Here is a 19,927-nt window from a genome sequence, read left to right as displayed (position 1 = left end):
CCGTCGGCTCGACTCGGCGGGTTGGCACGGCGGGCTGTCCCGGCGGCTTGGCCCGGCGGGCACCGAATCGCCCGCTCAGCCGCGGGCGGGCGTCTCCGCCGGCGCGATCGCCAGCGCCCCGAGGTCGCGGCCCGTCCGGGCACCCGCGTGCCGCAGCGCGGCGGCGAGCAGCGTCGCGCTCGCGCGGGGCGTGAACCGGTCGAGCCAGCCGTCGAGCGCCGGCACCTCGATCGCGGCGGCCTCGACGAGCGCGTCGGCGAGCGAGGCCGGGTCGGCGTCGAGCGCGAGGGCGCCCGTGATGCCCGGCAGCACGGCGTCGGCGACGCCGAGGGAACCGGAGATCGCGACCGACGGCACCCCGGCGGCGGCCGCCTCGACGAGCACGTTGCCGAACCCCTCGCGGATCGACGGCAGCAGCACGACCGAGTTCGGCTCGAACCGGGCGAACCAGTCCTCCACCCACCCGTGCGAGACGAACGGCACGCCGGCCGCCTCGGCCGCGGCCGCCGTCTCGTCGAGCAGCGGACCGCCGCCGAACGACACGAGGCGCGCCTCCACGCCGCGCTCGCGCAGCGCCTTGGTCGCGGCGACCGCGAGCGCCGGCCGCTTCTGCGGCACGAGCCGCCCGGCGAGCACCACGTCGATGCCGTGCTCGGCGCCCGGGGTCCGCGCGACGCGCGTCGCGCCGGCCGCCTTCGCGAGCGCGGGGTTCGGCACGACGGCGAGGCGATCGCCCGGCACGCCGAACGCCGCCACGAGCTCCGCGCCCACGGGGTGCGAGCAGGCGACGACGAGGTCGGCGCGGCCGTAGCTGCGCTTGGCGAGGCCGATCTTCGCCCGGTGGCCGGCGGAGGACCCCGGCAGGCCGAGGGAGATGAGGTTGTGCTCGCTGACCACGGTGAGCGGCCGGTCGTCGCCGAGTCCCGCCGTCGCGGCCAGCATCAGCAGCGACGGGTAGGTCTGCAGCGCGATGACGACGTCGGCGCTCCAGTCGCGCAGGAACCGGCGGATGCCCCGCACGGTGTCGGCGTGCCCGGCGCGGCCGAGGTCCTCGAGCCGGATCCCCTCGGGGAGCAGGTCGGTCGGCCGGTCGGAGACCAGCACCGCCGCCACGTCGGCGCCGGTCGCGAGTGCGCGCATCCACTCGAGGCCCACGGCCTCGGCGCCGCCGCCGTGCAGCGACGTGACGACGAACGCGACCCGCGTGCGGGCGGTCACGGGCGGCCCAGCCCCACGACGGTCCACCCGGCGGCTCGCCAGGCGTCCGCGTCGAGGCAGTTGCGGGCGTCGATGACGACGGGCGAGGCGACCCGCTCGCGGAGGGCGACCGGGTCGAGTCCGCGGTACTGCTTCCACTCGGTGACGATGACGGTCACCTCGGCGCCGTCGAGCGCGTCGGTGGTCGCGTCCACGTAGTCGAGCTGCGGATGCCTCGCGCGGGCGTTCGCGATGGCCTCGGGGTCGGTGGCGCGCACGTCCGCGCCGAGGCCGCGGAGGCGGACCGCCACGTCGAGGGCCGGCGAGTCGCGCACGTCGTCGGAGTCGGGCTTGAAGGCGAGCCCCAGCACGGCGACCGTCCGCCGGTGCGCCGAGCCGCCGAGCTGGTCGAGGACGAGGTCGACCACGCGCTGCCGGCGACGCAGGTTGATCGCGTCGACCTCCTTCAGGAAGGCGACCGACTCGCCGCGGCCGAGCTCCTCGGCCCGAGCGGTGAACGCCCGGATGTCCTTCGGCAGGCAGCCGCCGCCGAACCCGACGCCGGCGTTCAGGAAGCGCCGGCCGATGCGCGCGTCGTAGCCGATCGCGTCGGCCAGGCGGGTCACGTCGGCGCCCGTCGCCTCGGCGATCTCCGCCATCGCGTTGATGAACGAGATCTTCGTCGCGAGGAACGCGTTGGCCGCCGTCTTGACGAGCTCGGCGGTCGCGTAGTCGGCGGTCACGACCGGCGTGCCCTGGCCGACCGCGACGGCGTACGCCTCGTCGAGCGCGGCCTTCGCCGTCGCCGACGCGTCCGCGTCGTCGGGCAGGCCGTAGACGAGGCGGTCGGGCGAGATCGTGTCCTCGACCGCGAAGCCCTCGCGCAGGAACTCCGGGTTCCACGCCAGGATGCTGCCCGGCGCGTCGGCCGCGAGCACGTCGGCGAGCCGCTCGGCGGTGCCGACGGGCACGGTCGACTTGCCGACGACGACATCGCCCTCCCGGAGCCACGGCACGAGCGCCGCGACCGCCGAGTCGACGTAGGTCAGGTCGGCGGCGTAGCCGCCGGCCACCTGGGGCGTGCCGACGGCGATGAAGTGCAGCGTCGCGCCCGAGGCATCCGCCATCGAGGTCGAGAACCGCAGCCGGCCCGACGCGGTCGCCTCCGTCAGCAGCTCGTCGAGGCCCGGCTCGAAGAACGGCGCCCGGCCGGCGCTCAGCGCCTCGATCTTCCGCTCGTCGACGTCGATCCCGACGACCTCGTGGCCGAGCTTCGCCATGGCGGTCGCGTGGACCGCCCCCAGGTACCCGCAGCCGATGACCGAGATCCTCATGCACCCCTCCGCACCGCCGGCACCGGCCGGCCGTTCCGTTCCGTGCGACGGCCGCCGGTCGACCGGCCCGCCGTCGTCAGCCACAGTTCCTCCATGCGCGGGAACACCGCCTCGGCGGAGTACCGCGCGTCGAACACGGCGCGGCCGGTGGCCGCGACCTCGACGCGTCGGGCGTCGTCGCCCGTGAGGGTCTCGAGCGCCTCGGCGAGGCCGCCGACGTCGCCCGCCTCGAGCACCACGCCCGCACCGTCGGCGAGCACCGCCGCGATGCCGCCGACGTCGGTCGAGACGACCGCGCAGTCCCGGGCGAGCGCCTCGAGGATGAACATCGGCATCGCCTCCTCCCGAGACGGCAGCACGGCGATCGACGCCGTGTCGAGCAGGTCCATGAGCCGGTCGTGGGGGAGGGAGCCGAGGAACTCGACCCCGGGCAGGTCGTCGCGGACGAGGTGGGCGTCGCGGATCGGGCCCGCGACGAGCAGCCGCCAGCCCGCCGGCGCCGCCTGCTCCCAGGCCGACTGCAGCACGTCGATGCCCTTGCGGTGGCTCACGACGCCGCCGAAGACGACGGTGCGCTCCTTCGGCTTCGGCGTGCCGGGCGGGATGGCGTTCGGCACCAGCTCGATCCGGTCCTCCGGCACGAACCGGGCGCTCACCTCGGAGCTCTCCTCGGAGAGCGTGACGATCCGGTCGGAGGCGCGCAGCGCCGCCCCGACGAGCGCAGGGTGGCGATCGGCGAACTCGGCGAACGAGCTGCCGTGCAGGTGGGCGATGGTCGGGATGCCGCGGGCGTGCGCGACCCGCAGCAGCGAGCCCTCTCGCACGAACGAGCCGCGCTCCGACAGGTGCCCGACGATCACCTGCGGCTCGTCCTTCGGCAGCCGCAGGATGCGGCCGAACGCGGCGGCGGACTTCCGGACGGCGCCGAGGTGGTCGTGCGGGTCGGCCCGCGACTCGAGCACGCGGACGTCGACGGCGTCGAAGTCCCAGCCGAGGTAGCCGTTCACGACCTGGGTCATGCCGCCGGCGTGCTCGCCGGCCCGGCCGAGGTGGTGGACGGTCGCGCGAGCCCGGGTCATCGGGGGGCCTCGCCGGCGCCGGCCCCGACCGGGGTCGCGGAGGCGAGCGTGCTGCGGACGCGGTCGCGCACGCGGGCGAGCTCGACCCGCGCCTCGACGAGCGCGCCGAACATCTCGGCCCGCCGGGCGGCGAGCGCCTCGAGCGAGGCGACCACGTCGGCCGGGTCGGCGGCGTCGCTGCGGATGGTGACGCCGTCGATGCCGATCGTGGCGAAGTGCCGGTCGACCTTGTCGGAGGCGTTCGCGAGCGTGCCCACCGGCACCGCGCCCTCGGTGAACGCCGCGATCACGACGTGCAGGCGGTCGCTCATCGCGATCGCCGTCCGCCGGTACAGCTCGCGCAGTCGCCGCTCCTGCCCGTCGTGGTCGCGCAGGTCGTCCCAGGGCAGCACCTTGCCGCCGAGGTCGGCGGCGAGTCGCCGGCTGCGCTCGTTGTCGACGTGCACCTGGGTGACGGCCCAGATCTCGAGGCCGTGCCGGTCGGCGTACTCGCGCACGCCCTGCAGCCACGCCTTCGACGGGTACGGCGGCGCCGGCTCGTCGGCGCGCAGCGACACGACGAGCACGTCGCGGCGGATCGCCTCGGCGTCGGTCGCGAACGTCGCGACGTCGTCGTCGGACGCGCCCTCGCCGTAGGCCAGGTCGGGCATCGGGCCGCCGGCGCGCATGTACTCGGCGGTGCGGATGTCCCGCCACAGCGTGAGGTCGCTGAGCGCGATCGACGGGCGCATGAGGGCGCGGGGGAGCGGGGCGAAGTTGCGGGAGCCGACGCCGGCGCGCACCGCCCGGCCGCCACGGGTCCGCAGCACGCCGAGCAGCGGCAGCATGGAGATGTGCTCCTTCATGCCGATGATCGTCAGCTGGATCTCGCCGGGCTTGAAGACGTAGGCCGCCCCGCCCTTCATCGCCGCCTGCAGCGCCGCGCCGTACCAGGAGAGGAACGAGCGGTAGACCTTGTCGTCGGGGCTGAGCCGGAGGCCGTCGTCGTAGCCGTCGGGGCTCGAGCCGACGTACACGTGCAGCTCGCCGCCCTCGGGGCGCACCCAGTCGAGGAGCTGGCGCCGCAGGATGATGTCGCCCACGTTCTCGTACTGGCCGCGACCGACCGCGAACACGCGGCGCATCAGGCGTCCGCCCCGACCGCTGCGGCGTCGTGCACCTGGCGGTCCACGATCTCCCACCTGGCCGCCTCGGCGAGGGCCTCCGCGTCGAGGTCCTCGACCTCGACGGCATGCCCGATGCCGAGCCGGTTCACGAGCTCCGCGATCTGCTCCTGGTGGTCGTCGACGTGCTCGCCGCGCTCCGCGCGGCGCACCACCATCAGCGGGTGGATGCCCTGCTCGAGCATGCCGAGCAGGGTGCCGACGCCCGCGTGCGTGATGACGACGTCCGCCTCGGCGGCGACGCGGTCGAACTCCTCCGGGGCGAGGTGGCGGTGCACGTCGCCGGGCAGGTCGTCGCGGTCGGTGTACCCGAGCTGCCAGGTCGTGTCGGGCCCGGCGAGCCCGCTCGCGAGCACGGCGTCGACGAGCGAGTCGAACCGGTAGCCCTCGATGGTGCCGAGGGTGACGAAGACCTTCCGCGGCACCGCGGCGACCGGACGCTCGCGGCGGGCGAACGTGGCGAGCACGCTCGGCTGGGTGCTCCAGCGGCCGCCGGCCCACGACCGGTGCTGCGTGCGCAGCTCGGCGGCGCGGAGCTTCGCGAGCACCTTGCCAGTCATCGACGGGCCGTCGACGCGGCACACGCTCTCGATGTAGGTCGACGGGACGCCCGCCGCGCGCGCGGTCGGGAGCACCGCGAGGGCGATGGCGGCGCCGGTCGAGACGGCGCCGTCGAACCGCTCGGCGCGAAGCGCCCGGCGCATGATGCCGATGGTGCGGAGCACGCCGGTGTAGTCGCGGGGCCGGACGTAGGGCACGTGCAGCACCCGCCGATCGCGCAGCAGCGATTCGCTCTGCGGCGTGCGGAACGTCACCCACAGCGAGTCGTCGGCGGGCCGCAGGAAGGCGGCCTGGCGCACGAGCTCCTGCAGGTGCCCGCCCGTGGAGGCGGCCAGCAGCAGCTTCGGCGGGCGATCGCCGGCCGTGTCGGCGACGCCCCCCGCGGGACGTAGGAATGGAACCGTCATGTCGACCCCCCTGAACCGTTGGACAAGTCCCAAGGGCGGCGTCGGCCTCGCTTCGCATTCGAGCGTAGGGGGCCGGCGACGCCCTCGGAAGTGGAATCACGCACCCGTAACGAGCCGTTCACACAGCCTCGGGCACGCGCGCGGCGACGGCCGCGGCGGCAGCACGGGCGGTGCCGGTCATCGCTCGGCCACCCGGAGCAGGCGGCGGTACACCGGCAGCGAGGTCTTCGCCGCGAGCGCGAGCACGAGCCGCTTCGGATCGCGCCGCCGGGCGAACACGGCGATGTCGCCGGCGCCCAGGCTCCGGCGGAGCCGGCGCACGATGACCGACGACTCGGTCGTCGAGTACGGGCCCAGCACGCCGTCCTTGATGCCCGAGAGCACGATGTAGCGGGTCCGGAAGTAGCGGTAGGCGTCGCCGTCGACGAGGCGCGGGTCGACGCGGCGGGCCGCCCGCTCCACGGCGTCGCCGACGAGCTCGAGCGACGCCGCCCGGCTGGACTTCGACGTGATGATCGAGCCGCTGCGCAGCCGGTAGTCGTAGACGACCTCGGGGATGAAGCCGACGAGGCGGGCCCGGGAGAGCGCGTCGGCGACCATGGCGAGGTCGCTGTGCACGCGCGCCGGCGTGAACTCCAGCGCGGCGGCGAGCTCGCGGCGGAAGAGCTTGTTCCAGAGGTGCCCCGTGATCCGGCCGGTGAGCAGCAGCTCGAAGGCGCGCGCCGCGTCCACCGGGTCGCCGCTCGGCGCGGGGATGGGGCGTTCGGATGCGCCGCCGTCGTAGACGAACCGGGCGGCGGCCACGACGATGTCGAGGTCCTCGCGCTCCGCCGCCCCGACGAGCTCGGTGAGCGCGTGGTCGTTCCAGTCGTCGTCGGCGTCGACGAACCAGACGTACTCGCCGGTCGCGGCCTGCACCCCCGCCTGGCGGGCACGGGCGACGCCGCCGTTCTGCTCCAGGGCGATGACCCGCACGCGGGCGTCGCCCTCGGCGACGGCGGTGGCGAGCTCGGCCGAGCCGTCCTTCGAGCCGTCGTCGACGACCACGACCTCGAAGTCGGGGTACGCCTGCTCGAGCAGGCGCGGCAGCCCGGTCGCCAGGTAGTCGGCGCCGTTGTAGACGGGGACGATGATGCTGACGCGGGGCATCCCTACCCCTTCGCCTTCGCGGAGAGGCCGACCAGGGCCTCGGTGAGTCCGTCGATGCGGCGGCGCGCGTCGATCACGTGCGCCATGATCTCGTCCTGCCGCGCGATGGCGGCCTGCGCCGTCGCGATCGCGACCTCGGGGTCGTCGAGCGCCCGGTCGATGCCGGTGCCGAGGATGCCGGCCCCCGCGAGCGTGCGCGCGACCTTGTCGTCGGGACCGGTGACGAGTCCGAGCGGAACGGCGCCCTCGGTCGCGGCGATGACGACGGCGTGCAGCCGGTCGCTCAGCACGGCGCGCGAACGGCGGTACGCGGCGCGGAGCCTCGCCTCCTGCTTCGCGTGGTTCGGCCCCTCCCAGACGACCGCCTCGGCGCCGAGCGCCTCGGCGATCTCGAGGGCGAGGGGCCCGTCGCGCTCGATCTGGGCGACGACGACGGGCTCGAGGCCGGTGGCCTCGGCGATCCGGCGCACCGCCTCGATCCAGCGCTCGTCGGGCCGCTCGCGCGTGGCGTGGCTGAGGCTGGCGCGCACCGCGATGGCGAGCTTCGTGCGCTCCGGGTCGTCGGCCGCGCCGACGAGCACGTCGTCGGGGGCGCCGAGCGCGAACGCCCAGTCCGGCGTGACCGTGCCGACCCGCATCATGTCGCGGCTCGACTCGTCGCGCCACGTCACCACCGAGCACAGTCGCAGCACCGCCGAGATCGGCAGGCGCCAGGCAGTGGACTCGCGGACGCCGACGCCGACGTGCGCCGCCCTCCCGCCGCGGAGGCGCGAGGCGACGAGGAGCGGCGCGAGCCGCAGGTAGCGCAGGGCGAACGGGCGCCGGGCCTCGGTCTCGCCCGTGTCGAACGCGTAGAGGGTGCGTTCGGACGTCATGGCCCGCGAGACCCGCGACCGCCACTCGGCGGAGGTGCGGATGACCCGGTCGTCGGGCTTCAGGCCGAGGCCGCTGAGGTGGTCGTCGTCGCGGGATCCCACGTAGACGTTCAGCGGGCCGACCTGCCGCAACGCGTCGAGGTAGCCGCGCCGGAGCACGGTGTCGCCCACGTTGTCGTACTGTCCGGCTGCGGATGCGAACACCTGCACTAGTCACTCCCCTCGGCGGCCCTGGCGGCCCCGGTCTCGATGGCCGGCGCGGCCGGCGGTTGACGGTCGGTCGCGCGGGCGGCGGCGTCGGATGCCCCGGCCGATGCCCCGGCCGGTGGGTCGTCCAGCCCGACGGCGGCATCCGGGTCGGCCGAGGCCGGGCCCGAGGCATCCCGGGGCCCCTTCCCGGCGCGGCGGCCGCGACGGGCGGCGGCCCCGCGCCGCTGCGCACCGCCGGGCCGGTGGCGGATCGGGCTCACGAACAGCCACGTCACCCGCGAGAGCACCCGGTAGAGGAGCAGCGAGATGACGATCACGAGGGTCGTGATGACCGCGAGCAGGATCCAGCCGCGGCTCGGGATGATCCGCAGCGCCGGGATGGCCAGCACGATGGCCGCGAGGCCGGCGATGACGAACACGTGCAGCAGGTACACGTTCAGGCTGCGCACGCCGATGTAGTTCACCCACGACAGGGCGCGGAGCCTGGTGAGGTGCACCGCCGCCGTGTACGCGAAGGCGATCGACGCGACCTGGGCGATGAGCACGACGCCCGGGATGGCCCCCGCGAGCGACGAGAAGGCGAGGAGCGCGGAGACGCCGGCGAAGACGCCGAGGAAGGCGACGATCTGCCACGGCTTCGCCTTGTGCACGGCGTCGCCGATCGGGCGGGAGAAGAGCACGCCGGCGGTGAAGAACACGAGGTACTCGCCCATGCGGTTCCAGCCGACGTTGTGCACGTCGAGGATGCCGCTCGAGAAGAGCACCGAGATCACCCCGGTGATCGCCACCTGCGACCAGGCGGGCAGGCGTCGCATCAGCCAGACCGCGATCGTGAACACGAACAGCGCGTAGATGAACCAGTAGCTGCTCGACGGCCAGACGAGGATCAGCGCGAGCGCCAACGGGTCGGACGCGGTCGCGCCCGCGCCGTCGGCCGCGCGCACGTTCGGCACGATCAGGTAGAAGACGAACCGCAGCACGCTCCACAGCACGTAGAGGTAGAGGTAGCTCGAGAGCCGCCGCTTCCACGTGTCGGCGAAGCTCCACTGCGGCACCCGCAGCTGGAACATGCCCGCGATGACGAAGAACGCCGGCATGGGGAAGGTCTCGAGGATGATCTTCGCCCGCCCCATCCCCGGTGCGTCGTAGTCGATCGCGCGCAGGAAGAGCATCGTGTGGTAGACCACGACCATGATGATGGCCACGCCCTTGACGAGGTCCATCCAGTCCTTGCGGCCGACGTCCGTCCGGTAGAGGGACGTCGACCTCGTCGATGCCGGATCCATGGGCAACCCCCGATGACTCGCTTCGATGGTTCAGGTGTTCCAGCGCTTGAAGGCCGCGAGCGAATCGCTCGAGACCCAGTCGGGCTGGGTGTGGCCGAGGGAGTGCTCGCGGACCGAGGCCTCCTTCGCCACGGGGCCGGCCTTCGCGACGAGCGCGAGGCCGTGGTCCTCCGGCGGCACCAGGGTGTCGCGGTTCGGCTCCACGGAGACGACGACGCGGATGTTCGCGCCCGTCCACGACGACTGCGGTGCGATCGACGGGTTCCGGGCCTGGATGAGCGCCTCGTCGTAGTCGAACGCCGGGCCGATCGAGGGCGCGCCGTTGAGCAGGTAGCACTTCCAGAGGTCGTAGACCGCGTTCACGAGGTACGTGCCCTTGATGCGCGGGATGGCCTTCGTCGCATAGACGCCGTTCGCCATCGCGCCGCCGCCCGACGTCGCGCGGAGGAAGTTCGAGCCGACCGGGAAGTACTTCGACATGTACGCCCAGCCCGCGGCCTGCTTGTCCTGCGCGTAGGAGTTCGTCCACGTGCCGCCGCCGAGGTCCTGGCAGATGGCCACCCAGCCGGCGTCGATGACGTACTCGGCGTTCCACTTGAAGCCCGCGTTCATGGCATCGCTCGTGCTGTTCGGGGCGTGGTAGAACCAGACCACCGGCACGCTCGACGGCCGGGGGGTGCCCGCCGGCAGCTGCGGCACGAAGATCCGCGCGCGGTCGCCGCCGATCGACACCTGGATGTTGTCGTACGGGCGCTTCCCGACCGCCGTGGTCTGGTTCGCCATCCGGCCGAGCTCGCCGGGGAGCGTCGGCGTCGGCACCCCCGTCAGCGCGTGCGCCGGGCCGGCGCCCGCCGCCGTGAGCGCCCCCGCGGCCACGAGCCCGGTCGCGCCGGTCACGAACCCGCGCCGGCTGAGCGCCGCGCGCGGCCCGTCGGGGGTGCTGTCGTCTCGCTGCATGGTGCTCCTCATCTCCTGGTTGCCCGATCGCCTGCGATCGGGAGCTTCTGACCGGATGGCCCGGACGGACGCCGGCGGCGGGTCATCCGCGCACGACCTCGGCCGAGGGCGAGCCGGCGGCGGCCTCGGCGGTGGCCGTCGTGCTCGGCTCCGCGCCGAGCCCCGCGACGTTGCGTTCGGCGAGGGCGCGCAGCCTCGCCGGCGCCTCCTGCACGGCGCGGCGGGCACGCCCGCCGTCGCCGAGTCGGCCGACGACGTCGAGCACGCGGCCGGCGAGGTCGGGCCCCGGCTCGACGCACAGCTCGGGCACGCCGACGAGGCGCATCAGGCCCTCGACCTTGCCCTGGGTGGCGAGCGTGATCGCGGGCACGCCCGCGTGGAGCGACATGATGGCGAGGTGCATCCGGCCCGTGACCGTGAGCCGGGTGCGTGCGGCGAGGCCGCGGATCTGCGCTGGGGTGAGCAGCCGCTCGACGAGCCGGACGTCGGGGTCGTCGGTGAACGCCGCGGCGACCTGCCGGCAGGCGGCGACGTCGTCGGAGCTCGGCCGCGACACGTGCGGCACGAGCACCACGCGGTAGCCGTCGGCGCGGAGCGCCGCGATGATGCGGCCGTACTCCGCCGCCTGGTCGAGGGAGCGGCCCACGAGGGCGCTGACGTTGACGAGCGCGACGGGCGGGTCGGATGCCTCGGGCGCATCGCCGGCCGGAGCCGCGCCCAGCAGCTCGTCGGCGGCCGAGGGGTCGACCGTCGTCGCGAGGAACACGAGGTCGGCCGTCTCGATCACCCGCGGCACGCCGTCGGTACGGGCACGCACGGCGCTCACGGGATCGCGCAGCAGCAGGTCGACGCCGGCCGCCCCGGCGCGGTGCAGGGCGGCGCGCGCACGGCGCTCCGGGCTGCCGTTCCAGCTGAAGCCGAGGATCCGGCTCGGCAGGCCCGCGCGCGCGGCCGCCTCGGCGAGCGTCGACCGCCGCACCGAGGCGCGGGGGCTGTACCGGCCATCCATGATGTCAGCGCCGATGATCGAGAGCGAGCGGGCGCCGGCGAGCAGTTCGCCGAAGCGGCGGAGGTCGGCGAGCCGCTCGCGGCCGGCGCCGTACACGAGCACCGGCAGCACCTCGAACCGCACGCGCCCGGCCGCACCGGGCGGCACCGCGAAGTCGTCGGGTGCGCGGGTGATCACGACCACCGGGCCGTCGACGTGCTCGACGAACGCCTCGACCATGGCCTGGTCGCCGATGTTCCCGGCGCCGGCCGACGCGATGAGCACGTGCGGCGCGGTCGCCGGGCGCGCCGACGCGGACGACGTCGCGATCGCCTCGGCGATCCGGCGCCGGTCGCGGGATGCCCCCGCCGCGGACGCGGCGGCGATCTCGGCCGCCTTCCACTGGGCCTTGCGGGCGATGCGCCTCGGGTTCATCCGGGCTCCTCCGTCTCGTCGGGGGTCGGTGCGCTCCCGCCGGAGCGGAAGAAGCGCCGGACCGACGCCATCCTCCGTACGTCCGACCGGAACGCGGGCACGATGAGGGCCGCCGCGAGCGCGGCGAGGAAGGCGAGCAGGCCGACGCCGATGCGGGCCGCCCAGGCGTCCTCCGGCAGGGCCATCGTCGCCAGGAACGACGCGGCGCCCGCCCAGCCGTAGACGAGCAGCGCCCGCAGGCCGTTGAGGCCGAGCATCCGCACCGGGGCATCGCTCACGCGGCCCGCCCACCACAGCGCGATGGGCCAGAGCAGCGCGGTCGACACCGTGAACGCCGTGGCCACGCCGAGCACGCCCCACCAGGAGCCCATGATGATCAGCCCGATCATGATCGGGCGGGTCGCCAGGTTGTACGCGAGGTGCGCGCCCGTCAGCCCCTTCGACAGGAACACCCAGTAGGTCGCGTAGCTCGCGGCCTGGAAGAAGCCGGCGACCGCGAGGATCTGGAAGATCGGCACCGCGCCCGCCCACTGGTCGCCGAGCGCGATGAGGATGATGGCCGGCGCCTGCGCGCAACCGAACGCGAGGATCGCGCCGATGAGGTTCAGCATGAACGTCTGCCCGAGGCCGACGAACTCGGCGTAGCGGGCGGGGGAGTCCTGCAGGCGCGACAGCACGGGCAGCGCGACGCGGGTCGAGGGGGCGTTGATCTGGTTGAGCGGCATCAGCATGAGCTGGTACGCCCGGTTGTAGAGGCCGAGGGCGGATGCCCCGAGCGTCGAGCCGATCACGATCGAGTCGACGTTCCGGCTGGCGTAGGTCACGAGCTGCGCGCCGACGAGGTTGCCGCCGAACTTCAGGAACCCCGCCATCGGGACCCCGCGCCGCGGCAGCCCGGGCCGCCAGCGGGTGACGCCGAGCAGCGCGACCTGCGTCGCGAGGGCCAGCACGACCTGCTGCCAGGCGAGCGCCCAGTAGCCGGCGCCCGCGAGGGCGAGCCAGATGCCGGCGACGAGGCCGGCGACCTGGCCGATGATCTCGGCCGAGCTCAGCCGCAGGAACCGCATCCGCCGGTTGAGGTCGGCGCGGAACTGCGTCGAGATGCCGTTCAGCAGGAACGTGGTCGACAGCAGCAGCGCGACCGGCTGCAGCCGCGGGTCGCCGTAGAACCCGGCGATCGGACCCGACGCCAGGCACACCGCGGCGGCGAGCACCGCGCCGATCCCGGTGTTGATCCAGAACAGGTTCGTCCGCTGGGCGCTCGTGACCTCGCGCGCCTGGATCGCCGCCGCCGAGAGCCCGAAGTCGCGGAACACCTCGCCGACGCCGATGATCGCGAGCACCATCGCGAGCACGCCGTAGTCGTCCGGCGTCAGCAGCCGCGCGAGGACGACGATGCCGGCGAGCTGCACGAGCACCCGGACCAGTTGCGCGCCCAGGGTGACCGCCGCCCCGCGGGAGGCGGAGGCGCCGAGGCTGCGACGGTGCTCGTCGATGGCCATGCTCACGCGCTCCCGGCGGGCGATGCGATCGCGCCGCGGCCGCGGCGACGGTCGTGCAGGAGGGCGCGGTACGCGTCGGCGTGCCGGCGGCCGACGGCGTCCCAGTCGCGGTCGGCGAGGTCGGGCCGGCCGTCGAGCGGCCCCTCGCGCAGCGCGGCCACGCCGAGGGCGAGCGCCTCGGGGCCGAACTCGCCGTCGTACTGGATGACCCAGCCGGGGCCGACCTCCTCGGAGATCGCCGTGTTCGAGGGGCTCCGCGGCACGAGCACGCGCCGCCCCAGCGAGAGCGCCACGAGCAGCACCCCGGAGTTGTGCATCTCCGAGTAGGGCAGCACGACGAGGTCGGCCGCGGTCACCTCGCGCACGAGCTCGTCGTCGTCGACGAATGCGAGGCGGGCCGTGACCCGGTCGTCGGCGTCGACCGCGGCCTGCACCCGCTCCCGCAGGGCGGGCGTCGGGTTGCCGACGAGCCGCAGCTCGGTCGCGTCGGGCCGCTCGGCGGCGTACACGTCGAGCAGGCGCTCGACGCCCTTGTACGGGCGGATGATGCCGAAGTAGAGGAGCCGGCCCGGCACGACGTCGCTCCGGGGATGCCCGGCGAAGCGGTCGAGGTAGTGGCCGTGCAGGATCGTCACCGCGCGCGAGCCCTCGGGCAGCGCGGTCGTCGGGTTCAGCCGGATGAACAGGTCGGTGCGCCGATCGATCTCGGCGAGCAGCCGCCGCTCGGCGCGACCGCCGACCTCGTGCGGCTGGAGGTTGTGGGCGGTGCGCACGATCGGCACCCCCTTCGCACGGGTGCGGAGCAGGAGCATCCGCATCGCCTGCCGCTTCGCGAAGCGCTGGCGCTTCGTGCGGGCGCGCAGCAGCAGTTCCGGCCAGTGCAGGTGCAGCACGTCGTACTCGTCGCGGAGGGCCCGCGACCAGGAGAAGTAGCGCACCGCCACCTCGGGCGGCGCGCCGCCGGCGATCTGGTCGACGAACTTGGTCGTGCCGTCGGGCGGTGCGAGCGAGTGCAGCACCGTGAGCGTGCCGGTCACAGCCTCCGCTGCCGGTCGTGCGGCCGTGTCCGCCATCCGCCGCCTCCTCCCCGTGGTCACCGTCCCACCATCGGGTCGTGCGGCCGGATCCGTGGATCCGCCGGTTCGGAGGTCGTGTCGCTTCGGCCCCCCTCGCCGTGGACAACCTAACGGGTCGCGCGGGCCCGGGGGAACCCCCGGACCCGACGCGCAACACGATCGACGACAACGTGTTACCCGTACGTCACACGCGGGTCAGCCGTTCCGGCGGGGCGGACGCGTGCGGTTCAGAGGGCCGTCGCGTCGGCCCGGTGGAGGGCGCGCACCTCGTCGGCGGTGAGGGCGCGGTCCCACACGCGGAGCAGGGCGAGGTCCGCGATCGCGAGGTTCCCGGGCGATCCGTTCGCCAGCGAGGCGCCCACGGTGAAGTCCGCGCCGCGCGGGTTCGCGCCCGCCGTGAACGCGTACGGGTTCTTCGCGTAGGTGGCCCCGCGGGTGTCGGTGAAGGTCGGGTACGGCGAGAACTCCCCGTCGAGGTAGGCGCGGATCTCGGCCCCGTCGTAGGTGCCGACCAGCAGCTGCCATCGCTCGTCGGTGGTGGTCGCCGAGGTCGCCGCATACTCGCGCGCGCTCGGGTACCCGGGCGTCGGCAGGCCGGTGCGCGACACGTGGAAGCACACCCGGTCGTCGCCGCCGTAGGTGGCGAGGTCGTAGAACAGGCCGTAGCACCGGGCGGGTGCGCTCGGCTGGTCGTGCCACATGCCGGCGACGAACCCGGCGTTCGGGTCGCGCTGGCGCACCCAGCACGCGACCGTTCCCCGGCCGGTCCCGGCGCCGAGGTTCAGCGCCGCCGCGCCCGCCAGCGGCAGCCGGAGCCAGGCGGCGCCCCCGAGCCGGATGCCTCCGCCCCACGGCGTCGTGATGCGGGTCGCGGCGGCGGTGCCCGCGTCGGCGAGCGGGAGCCCGCCGCCGCTCGCGAGGTAGGGGCCGGATGCCTCGCCGAACGTCCACTCCGCGACCGGGTCGGGCACCTCGACGCCGCCGCCTCCGGCGTCGACGAGCGCGATCCAGCGGCCGAGGGCGTCGTCGAAGTCGGAGTCCGCGAAGCCCGGGGTCGTGTGCCCCTGCGCGTGGGTGCGCACGGATGCCTCGACGGCGACGGGCTTCGCCTTCGCGATGAGCGCGAGGCCGTGGTCGTCGGGCGGGACCGAGGCATCCGTGCTGCTCGGGCTCGACACCACGACGCGGACCTTCGAGCCCGTCCAGTTCGCCTGCGCGAACCGGGCGGGGTTCGCCCGGTCGATGGCCGAGGTGCTGTAGCCGAACGCCATGCCGACCGAGAGCGCCTGCCGGCCGCCCATGTTGTAGAGCTTGCGGATGTCGTAGACCGCGTTCACGAAGTACATGCCGTGCACGTCCGGCATGAGCGGGGCGCCGTACGCCTCGGCTGCGAGCGCGCCGCCCGCACTGGTCGCGCGCAGGTAGCTCGCGGCGATCGAGTAGACGCCGGCGAGGTACGCGTACCCGCGCTGCTGGTGCGCGGTCGCCGTCGGGCTCGAGTAGAGCGTGCCGCCCGCGTACTGGCAGATGCCGATGGCACCGCGGTCGACGGCCCGCTCGGCCGCCGCGCGGTACCCGCCCTGGATGGCGTCCTGGTCGGATTCGGCCGCGTGGTAGAACCACACCACGTGGGCCCGGTCGCCCGGCTTCACGCTCTGCGGCACGAACAGCCGGGCCGCGTCGCCGCCGATCTTGACGACGATCGAGTCGTAGAGGGTGCCGCCGCGGGCGGTCACCAGGTTCTGCTGGCGGCGCGCCTCGTTCGGCAGCGTCGGGCTGGGCGTCGCGATCGCCGCCGAGGGGGCGGCGAGTACCAGCCCGAGGCCCGCGGCGCCGCCCACGAGGAAGGTGCGCCGGCCGAGCGGCCGGGCGAGCGGCGGGGCGAGCGGCGCGGCGTCGGCCGGTAGGCGGTCGCCGCCGTGGTCGCCGCGTCCGCGTCCGCGTCCGCGGTCGTCTCGGTCGGATGCTCCGGGCAGGTGCGCAGACGTCATCGATCGTCCCCCAACGTCGCGGGGCGGGTGTCCCCCCGAACGCCGGGCCCCCGGAACGCGGCACACTCTACGCGGCGGGGCCGCGGGCCGCAGCCGCCGGGCCGCCGCCGTCACGCGGTGTTCACGTGGCATCCCGCCGGCGCCGCACGCACGACGCATGCCCGAAACGCGGCGGTGCTACGCTCGACGCTCCTCGTACATCGGCGTGCAGGGTTCAGGCCGTCGCGATCCGATTGGGGGATCATGCACACGATCGAGGACGTCGTCGCACGGGGGATGTGCGTGGGGTGCGGGGCGTGCTCCGTCCGGACGGACGGGCGCGTCAGCGTCACCATCGGCCGCCGGCGGTCGTTCGAGGCCGACCTCGACGGGGTCGTCGACGCCGACCTGCGCGCGGCCGGGCGGGTCTGCCCGTTCTCCGACGAGTCCCGCAACGAGGACGCGATCGGCACGGCGGCCTTCCCCGAGCTGCCGCACGATCCGCGCGTGGGTCGCTACTCCGGCCTCTTCGCCGGCCGGCTCCGCGACGGCGACCGCCTGCTGGGGTCGAGCTCCGGCGGGCTCACGAGCTGGGTCGCCGAGCAGCTCCTCGAGCGTGGCGACGTCGACGGCATCCTGCACGTCGTCTCGAGCGACGACCCCGCGAAGGGGCTGTTCGCCTACCGGGCGACGTTCGACGCCGCCGAGTACCGCGCGCAGCGGAAGTCGATGTACTACGCCACGACCTTCGCCGACGCGCTCGCCTCCGTGCGCGGCGACGGGCGCCGGTACGCGGTGCTCGGCGTGCCGTGCTTCCTCCGCGCGGCCAGGCTGCTCGCCGAGGAGGACGCGCAGCTCGGTTCGCAGCTCGCGTTCTTCCTCGGGCTGGTCTGCGGCCACCTCAAGTCGCAGGCCTTCGCCGAGTCGCTCGCCTGGCAGGCGGGCGTCCCGCCGCAGGACCTCGAGACCGTCGACTTCCGGGTGAAGGTGCCCGGCCGGTCGTCGAGCCGGTACGACTTCGGCGCCGTCGGCCCCGACGGCGAGCACGACGTGCCGACCGCGTCGCTCGTCGGCGGCAGCTGGGGCCACGCGATGTTCCAGATCGGCGCCTGCGACTTCTGCGACGACATCTTCGCCGAGACGGCCGACATCGCCTTCGGCGACGCCTGGCTGCCGCGGTACAAGGAGGACTGGCGCGGCACCAACGTCATCGTCTCGCGCCGGCCGGAGCTCGACGCCCTGCTGCGCGAGTCCGACGAGCTCGTCCTCGACGAGCTCGACCTCGACGAGGTCGCGGCGACGCAGGCCGGCAACTTCCGCCACCGCCGGATCGGCCTCCGGGTGCGGCTGCACGACGACGCCGCGAAGGGCCTGAGCGTGCCCGCGAAGCGGGTGCCGCCGACCCTCGACGGCATCGACTCCAAGCGGGTGCGACTGGTGCGGCAGCGCCGCCTCATCTCCCGCACCAGCCACGACGCGTTCGCCGAGGCGCGCGCCGCCGGCGACCTCCACGTGTTCCTCGACCGCATGCGACCGCTCGTCGAGGCCTATACCCGGATCGACCGCGGCGGCCTCGCCCAGCGGTTCGCCTCCCGCCTGCGTCGTCGCATCCGTCGGCTCGTCCCCGGTCGCTGACCCCGGCACCCGCCGGATCCAGCCACTCGTCCGGAACCCATACCCCCAGTACGGGGGACGCCGACCCGGGAACCCCGCGCGAATTCGCCGTGCATCCGCCGTAACGGACTCCCGTGGAGCATTTCCTCCGGTTAGGCTCGCCCCATCTGTCCCTGGGAGCGAGGGTCGGTCGAAGGTCGGGTGAGGGGAATGCAGGCCGCAACGTCGGCAGCGTCGACACGCTGGGGGCGCAGCGCCGAGGGCGTCACGACGTTCGGCACCACGGGCATCACGCTGCCTCACCGCGGTCGAGCGGGTGCCGCCCTGCCCGACGGGCCGCCGCGACGGGTCGTCGCGATCGCCCGGGTCGCGTTCCTGATCGGCTGGCGCGGGCACGCCGGGTTCCGGCGAATCCTCGCCGGCGTCATCGGCATGCTGTCGGCGGTCGCGTTCGCCGGGCTCGCCGTCAACGCCCACGCCGCCGGCCCGCTGGTCGCCGCCGTGTGGGCGGTGCCCGCGGCCGTGGTCGGGCTGGCGATGACCGTCGCACTGCTGATCGCCTCGGCGTCGCGCGAGTCGCTGACCTCGGTCGTCGAGCAGGGGCTGCCGGCACTCGGCCCGCGCGTGCGGGCGACGACGAACAGCCTCGCGTGGACGGCGATCGGCGTGCTCGCCGTGCACTTCACCGGCGAGGCGTTCGCGCCGCTGCCGGGCGGAACGGTCGCCGCGACGGCGGTCATCGCCGGCGGCCTCTGCGTCGTCACGCATCGCCTGCACCTCGCCGCCATCGAACACGAGGCGTACCGCACGTTCAACCTCGTCGCGATGGTGCTCGCGATGGGCAGCCTCGCGAGCATGGCGATCACGCCGACCGGCGAGTGGTGGACGCGCAACTTCTCGACCCTCGGCACCTCCGACGACATCGCGGCCGCCTGCTTCAACATCGCGATCGTCATGGCGGGAGCCGGAGTCGCGGCGCTCGGGCCCGCGCTCAGCCGCGCGCTCCGCGACGGCCGGTTCGAACCGCGCCGCGGCGGCGTGACGACCCTGCGCGTGCTCGTCGCGCTCATCGGCATCAGCCTCATGGGCGTCGGCCTCGTCCCGATCGACGGCGCGACCGTGCTGCACAACGCCTTCGCATGCGGCGCGGCCGGGGCCTTCGCCGTGGCGGCGATCGGCGTGCCGCTGTTCGTGCGGCGGGCGCCGCGGCGGTTCGTCGCCTGGTCGTACGCCTCGATCGCGACCGAGGTCACCGCGATGGTCGCCTACGACGGGCTCGACCTCTTCAACCTCACCGTGTTCGAGATCACCGCCTTCTCGCTCGTGTTCGCCTGGCTCATCGCGATGGTGGTCATGACAGCCTCGCCGGCCCGCCCCCGCACCCGCCGCCGGCTCGGTCGTCAGGTGCGGCACGTCGCCCCGCATCGGATGCCCCGCCGTCACCACGCCCGCCCGCCGCAGGCCCTGCCGGCGCCCGTCCGGCCCTCCGGGCCGGTACGGTGGCGGGAAGCCGTCGGCTCGCGCCGGGCCGGTGTCCGCGTCGAGCGGGCGCCCGTCCCGGCGGGAGCTCCGTCGGCCGACGACCCTCCGGACGGGGCCCGTCGTCGGGCACCGCGCCCGGCACCGAACTCCGACACCCGCCCGGCCTCGCGCGCGAAGGAGCACCGACGATGACGACCCACGAGTCGAAGGTCACCCGCAACGACGCCCGGCAGCGGTATGAGCTCCACGTCGACGGCGAGGTGGCCGGCATCGCGATGTTCCGCGAGGAGGAGGGCCGGGTCGTGTTCACCCACACGGTCGTGCTCCCCGCGTACGAGGGCCGCGGACTGGGCGGCACGATCGCGAAGACCGCCCTCGATGACGTCGTCTCCCGGGGCCTGCGCGTCGTGCCCGAGTGCCCGTTCATCTCCGCGTGGATCGCGAAGCATCCCGAGTACGAGGCATCCGTCGACCGCTCCTGAGCCCGGGTGGCCCGCGTTCTGGGGGCGCTGTGGCTGAGGGTCGCTCGCGTTAGAATCGCGCCAGACCCGGACCAGACCCAGTCACCGTGATGCCGGCCCCGCCGGCCCCATCGGTCCCTGCGGGTCGCCGTACTCCTCCCGGCTTCGCCGGGCAGGTCTC

The 19,927-nt window shown here is 74.5% G+C and carries 16 protein-coding genes; 3 read left to right on the top strand and 13 right to left on the bottom strand.

Annotation, left to right across the window (positions count from 1 at the left end; all coding sequences use genetic code 11):
* Positions 1-75: 75 nt before the first annotated feature.
* The 13 genes from ACGGZK_RS01900 to ACGGZK_RS01840 all read right to left on the bottom strand — a co-directional run bounded on the left by ACGGZK_RS01900 (position 76) and on the right by ACGGZK_RS01840 (position 16,210).
* Positions 76-1,218, bottom strand: coding sequence for a glycosyltransferase family 4 protein (locus ACGGZK_RS01900; RefSeq protein WP_395244579.1), 1,143 nt, complete (start codon positions 1,216-1,218; stop codon positions 76-78).
* The gene (locus tag ACGGZK_RS01895; protein WP_395244578.1) at positions 1,215-2,531 is read right to left on the bottom strand and encodes a UDP-glucose dehydrogenase family protein; all 1,317 of its coding nucleotides are present in this window, start codon (positions 2,529-2,531) and stop codon (positions 1,215-1,217) included. Before ACGGZK_RS01895 ends, ACGGZK_RS01900 begins: the two co-directional genes overlap by 4 nt.
* Positions 2,528-3,610: a glycosyltransferase family 4 protein gene (locus tag ACGGZK_RS01890; RefSeq protein ID WP_395244577.1), complete on the bottom strand. Its 1,083-nt coding sequence runs from the start codon at positions 3,608-3,610 to the stop codon at positions 2,528-2,530. Before ACGGZK_RS01890 ends, ACGGZK_RS01895 begins: the two co-directional genes overlap by 4 nt.
* A complete protein-coding gene (locus tag ACGGZK_RS01885; RefSeq protein WP_395244576.1) occupies positions 3,607-4,734 on the bottom strand; it encodes a hypothetical protein in 1,128 nt (375 codons plus the stop codon). The genes ACGGZK_RS01890 and ACGGZK_RS01885 overlap by 4 nt, the downstream gene beginning before the upstream one ends.
* Positions 4,734-5,741, bottom strand: a complete 1,008-nt coding sequence (locus ACGGZK_RS01880) for a glycosyltransferase (RefSeq protein WP_395244575.1) — start codon at positions 5,739-5,741, stop codon at positions 4,734-4,736. Before ACGGZK_RS01880 ends, ACGGZK_RS01885 begins: the two co-directional genes overlap by 1 nt.
* 177 nt (positions 5,742-5,918) lie before the next feature.
* The gene (locus ACGGZK_RS01875; RefSeq protein ID WP_395244574.1) at positions 5,919-6,890 is read right to left on the bottom strand and encodes a glycosyltransferase family 2 protein; all 972 of its coding nucleotides are present in this window, start codon (positions 6,888-6,890) and stop codon (positions 5,919-5,921) included.
* 2 nt (positions 6,891-6,892) lie between these two features.
* Positions 6,893-7,969, bottom strand: a complete 1,077-nt coding sequence (locus ACGGZK_RS01870) for a polysaccharide pyruvyl transferase family protein (protein WP_395244573.1) — start codon at positions 7,967-7,969, stop codon at positions 6,893-6,895.
* 5 nt (positions 7,970-7,974) lie between these two features.
* Positions 7,975-9,261 carry an acyltransferase family protein gene (locus tag ACGGZK_RS01865; RefSeq protein ID WP_395244572.1) on the bottom strand — a complete coding sequence of 429 codons (1,287 nt, stop codon included), beginning with the start codon at positions 9,259-9,261 and terminating at the stop codon, positions 7,975-7,977.
* A gap of 30 nt (positions 9,262-9,291) precedes the next feature.
* Positions 9,292-10,218, bottom strand: a complete 927-nt coding sequence (locus ACGGZK_RS01860; protein ID WP_395244571.1) for a hypothetical protein — start codon at positions 10,216-10,218, stop codon at positions 9,292-9,294.
* 82 nt (positions 10,219-10,300) lie between these two features.
* A complete protein-coding gene (locus ACGGZK_RS01855; protein ID WP_395244570.1) occupies positions 10,301-11,641 on the bottom strand; it encodes a polysaccharide pyruvyl transferase family protein in 1,341 nt (446 codons plus the stop codon).
* Positions 11,638-13,143, bottom strand: a complete 1,506-nt coding sequence (locus ACGGZK_RS01850) for a lipopolysaccharide biosynthesis protein (RefSeq protein ID WP_395244569.1) — start codon at positions 13,141-13,143, stop codon at positions 11,638-11,640. Before ACGGZK_RS01850 ends, ACGGZK_RS01855 begins: the two co-directional genes overlap by 4 nt.
* Positions 13,144-13,145: 2 nt before the next feature.
* A complete protein-coding gene (locus ACGGZK_RS01845) occupies positions 13,146-14,216 on the bottom strand; it encodes a glycosyltransferase (RefSeq protein ID WP_395244568.1) in 1,071 nt (356 codons plus the stop codon).
* 230 nt (positions 14,217-14,446) lie between these two features.
* Positions 14,447-16,210 (bottom strand): LamG-like jellyroll fold domain-containing protein, encoded by a 1,764-nt coding sequence (locus ACGGZK_RS01840; protein ID WP_395244567.1) that lies wholly within the window; start codon positions 16,208-16,210, stop codon positions 14,447-14,449.
* A 243-nt stretch (positions 16,211-16,453) separates the two neighbouring features.
* Here ACGGZK_RS01840 and ACGGZK_RS01835 point away from each other — a divergent pair, with 243 nt between their 5' ends.
* The 3 genes from ACGGZK_RS01835 to ACGGZK_RS01825 all read left to right on the top strand — a co-directional run bounded on the left by ACGGZK_RS01835 (position 16,454) and on the right by ACGGZK_RS01825 (position 19,767).
* A complete protein-coding gene (locus tag ACGGZK_RS01835; protein WP_395244566.1) occupies positions 16,454-17,824 on the top strand; it encodes a Coenzyme F420 hydrogenase/dehydrogenase, beta subunit C-terminal domain in 1,371 nt (456 codons plus the stop codon).
* Positions 17,825-18,013: 189 nt separating this feature from the next.
* Positions 18,014-19,477, top strand: coding sequence for a hypothetical protein (locus ACGGZK_RS01830; protein ID WP_395244565.1), 1,464 nt, complete (start codon positions 18,014-18,016; stop codon positions 19,475-19,477).
* Positions 19,474-19,767: a GNAT family N-acetyltransferase gene (locus ACGGZK_RS01825; protein WP_395244564.1), complete on the top strand. Its 294-nt coding sequence runs from the start codon at positions 19,474-19,476 to the stop codon at positions 19,765-19,767. Before ACGGZK_RS01830 ends, ACGGZK_RS01825 begins: the two co-directional genes overlap by 4 nt.
* The last annotated feature ends 160 nt before the right edge of the window (positions 19,768-19,927 follow it).

Origin of the sequence: Agromyces sp. MMS24-K17 (assembly GCF_043950245.1) — a bacterium.
GTDB lineage: Bacteria > Actinomycetota > Actinomycetes > Actinomycetales > Microbacteriaceae > Agromyces.
This window is presented reverse-complemented; position numbering and strand designations above follow the sequence as displayed.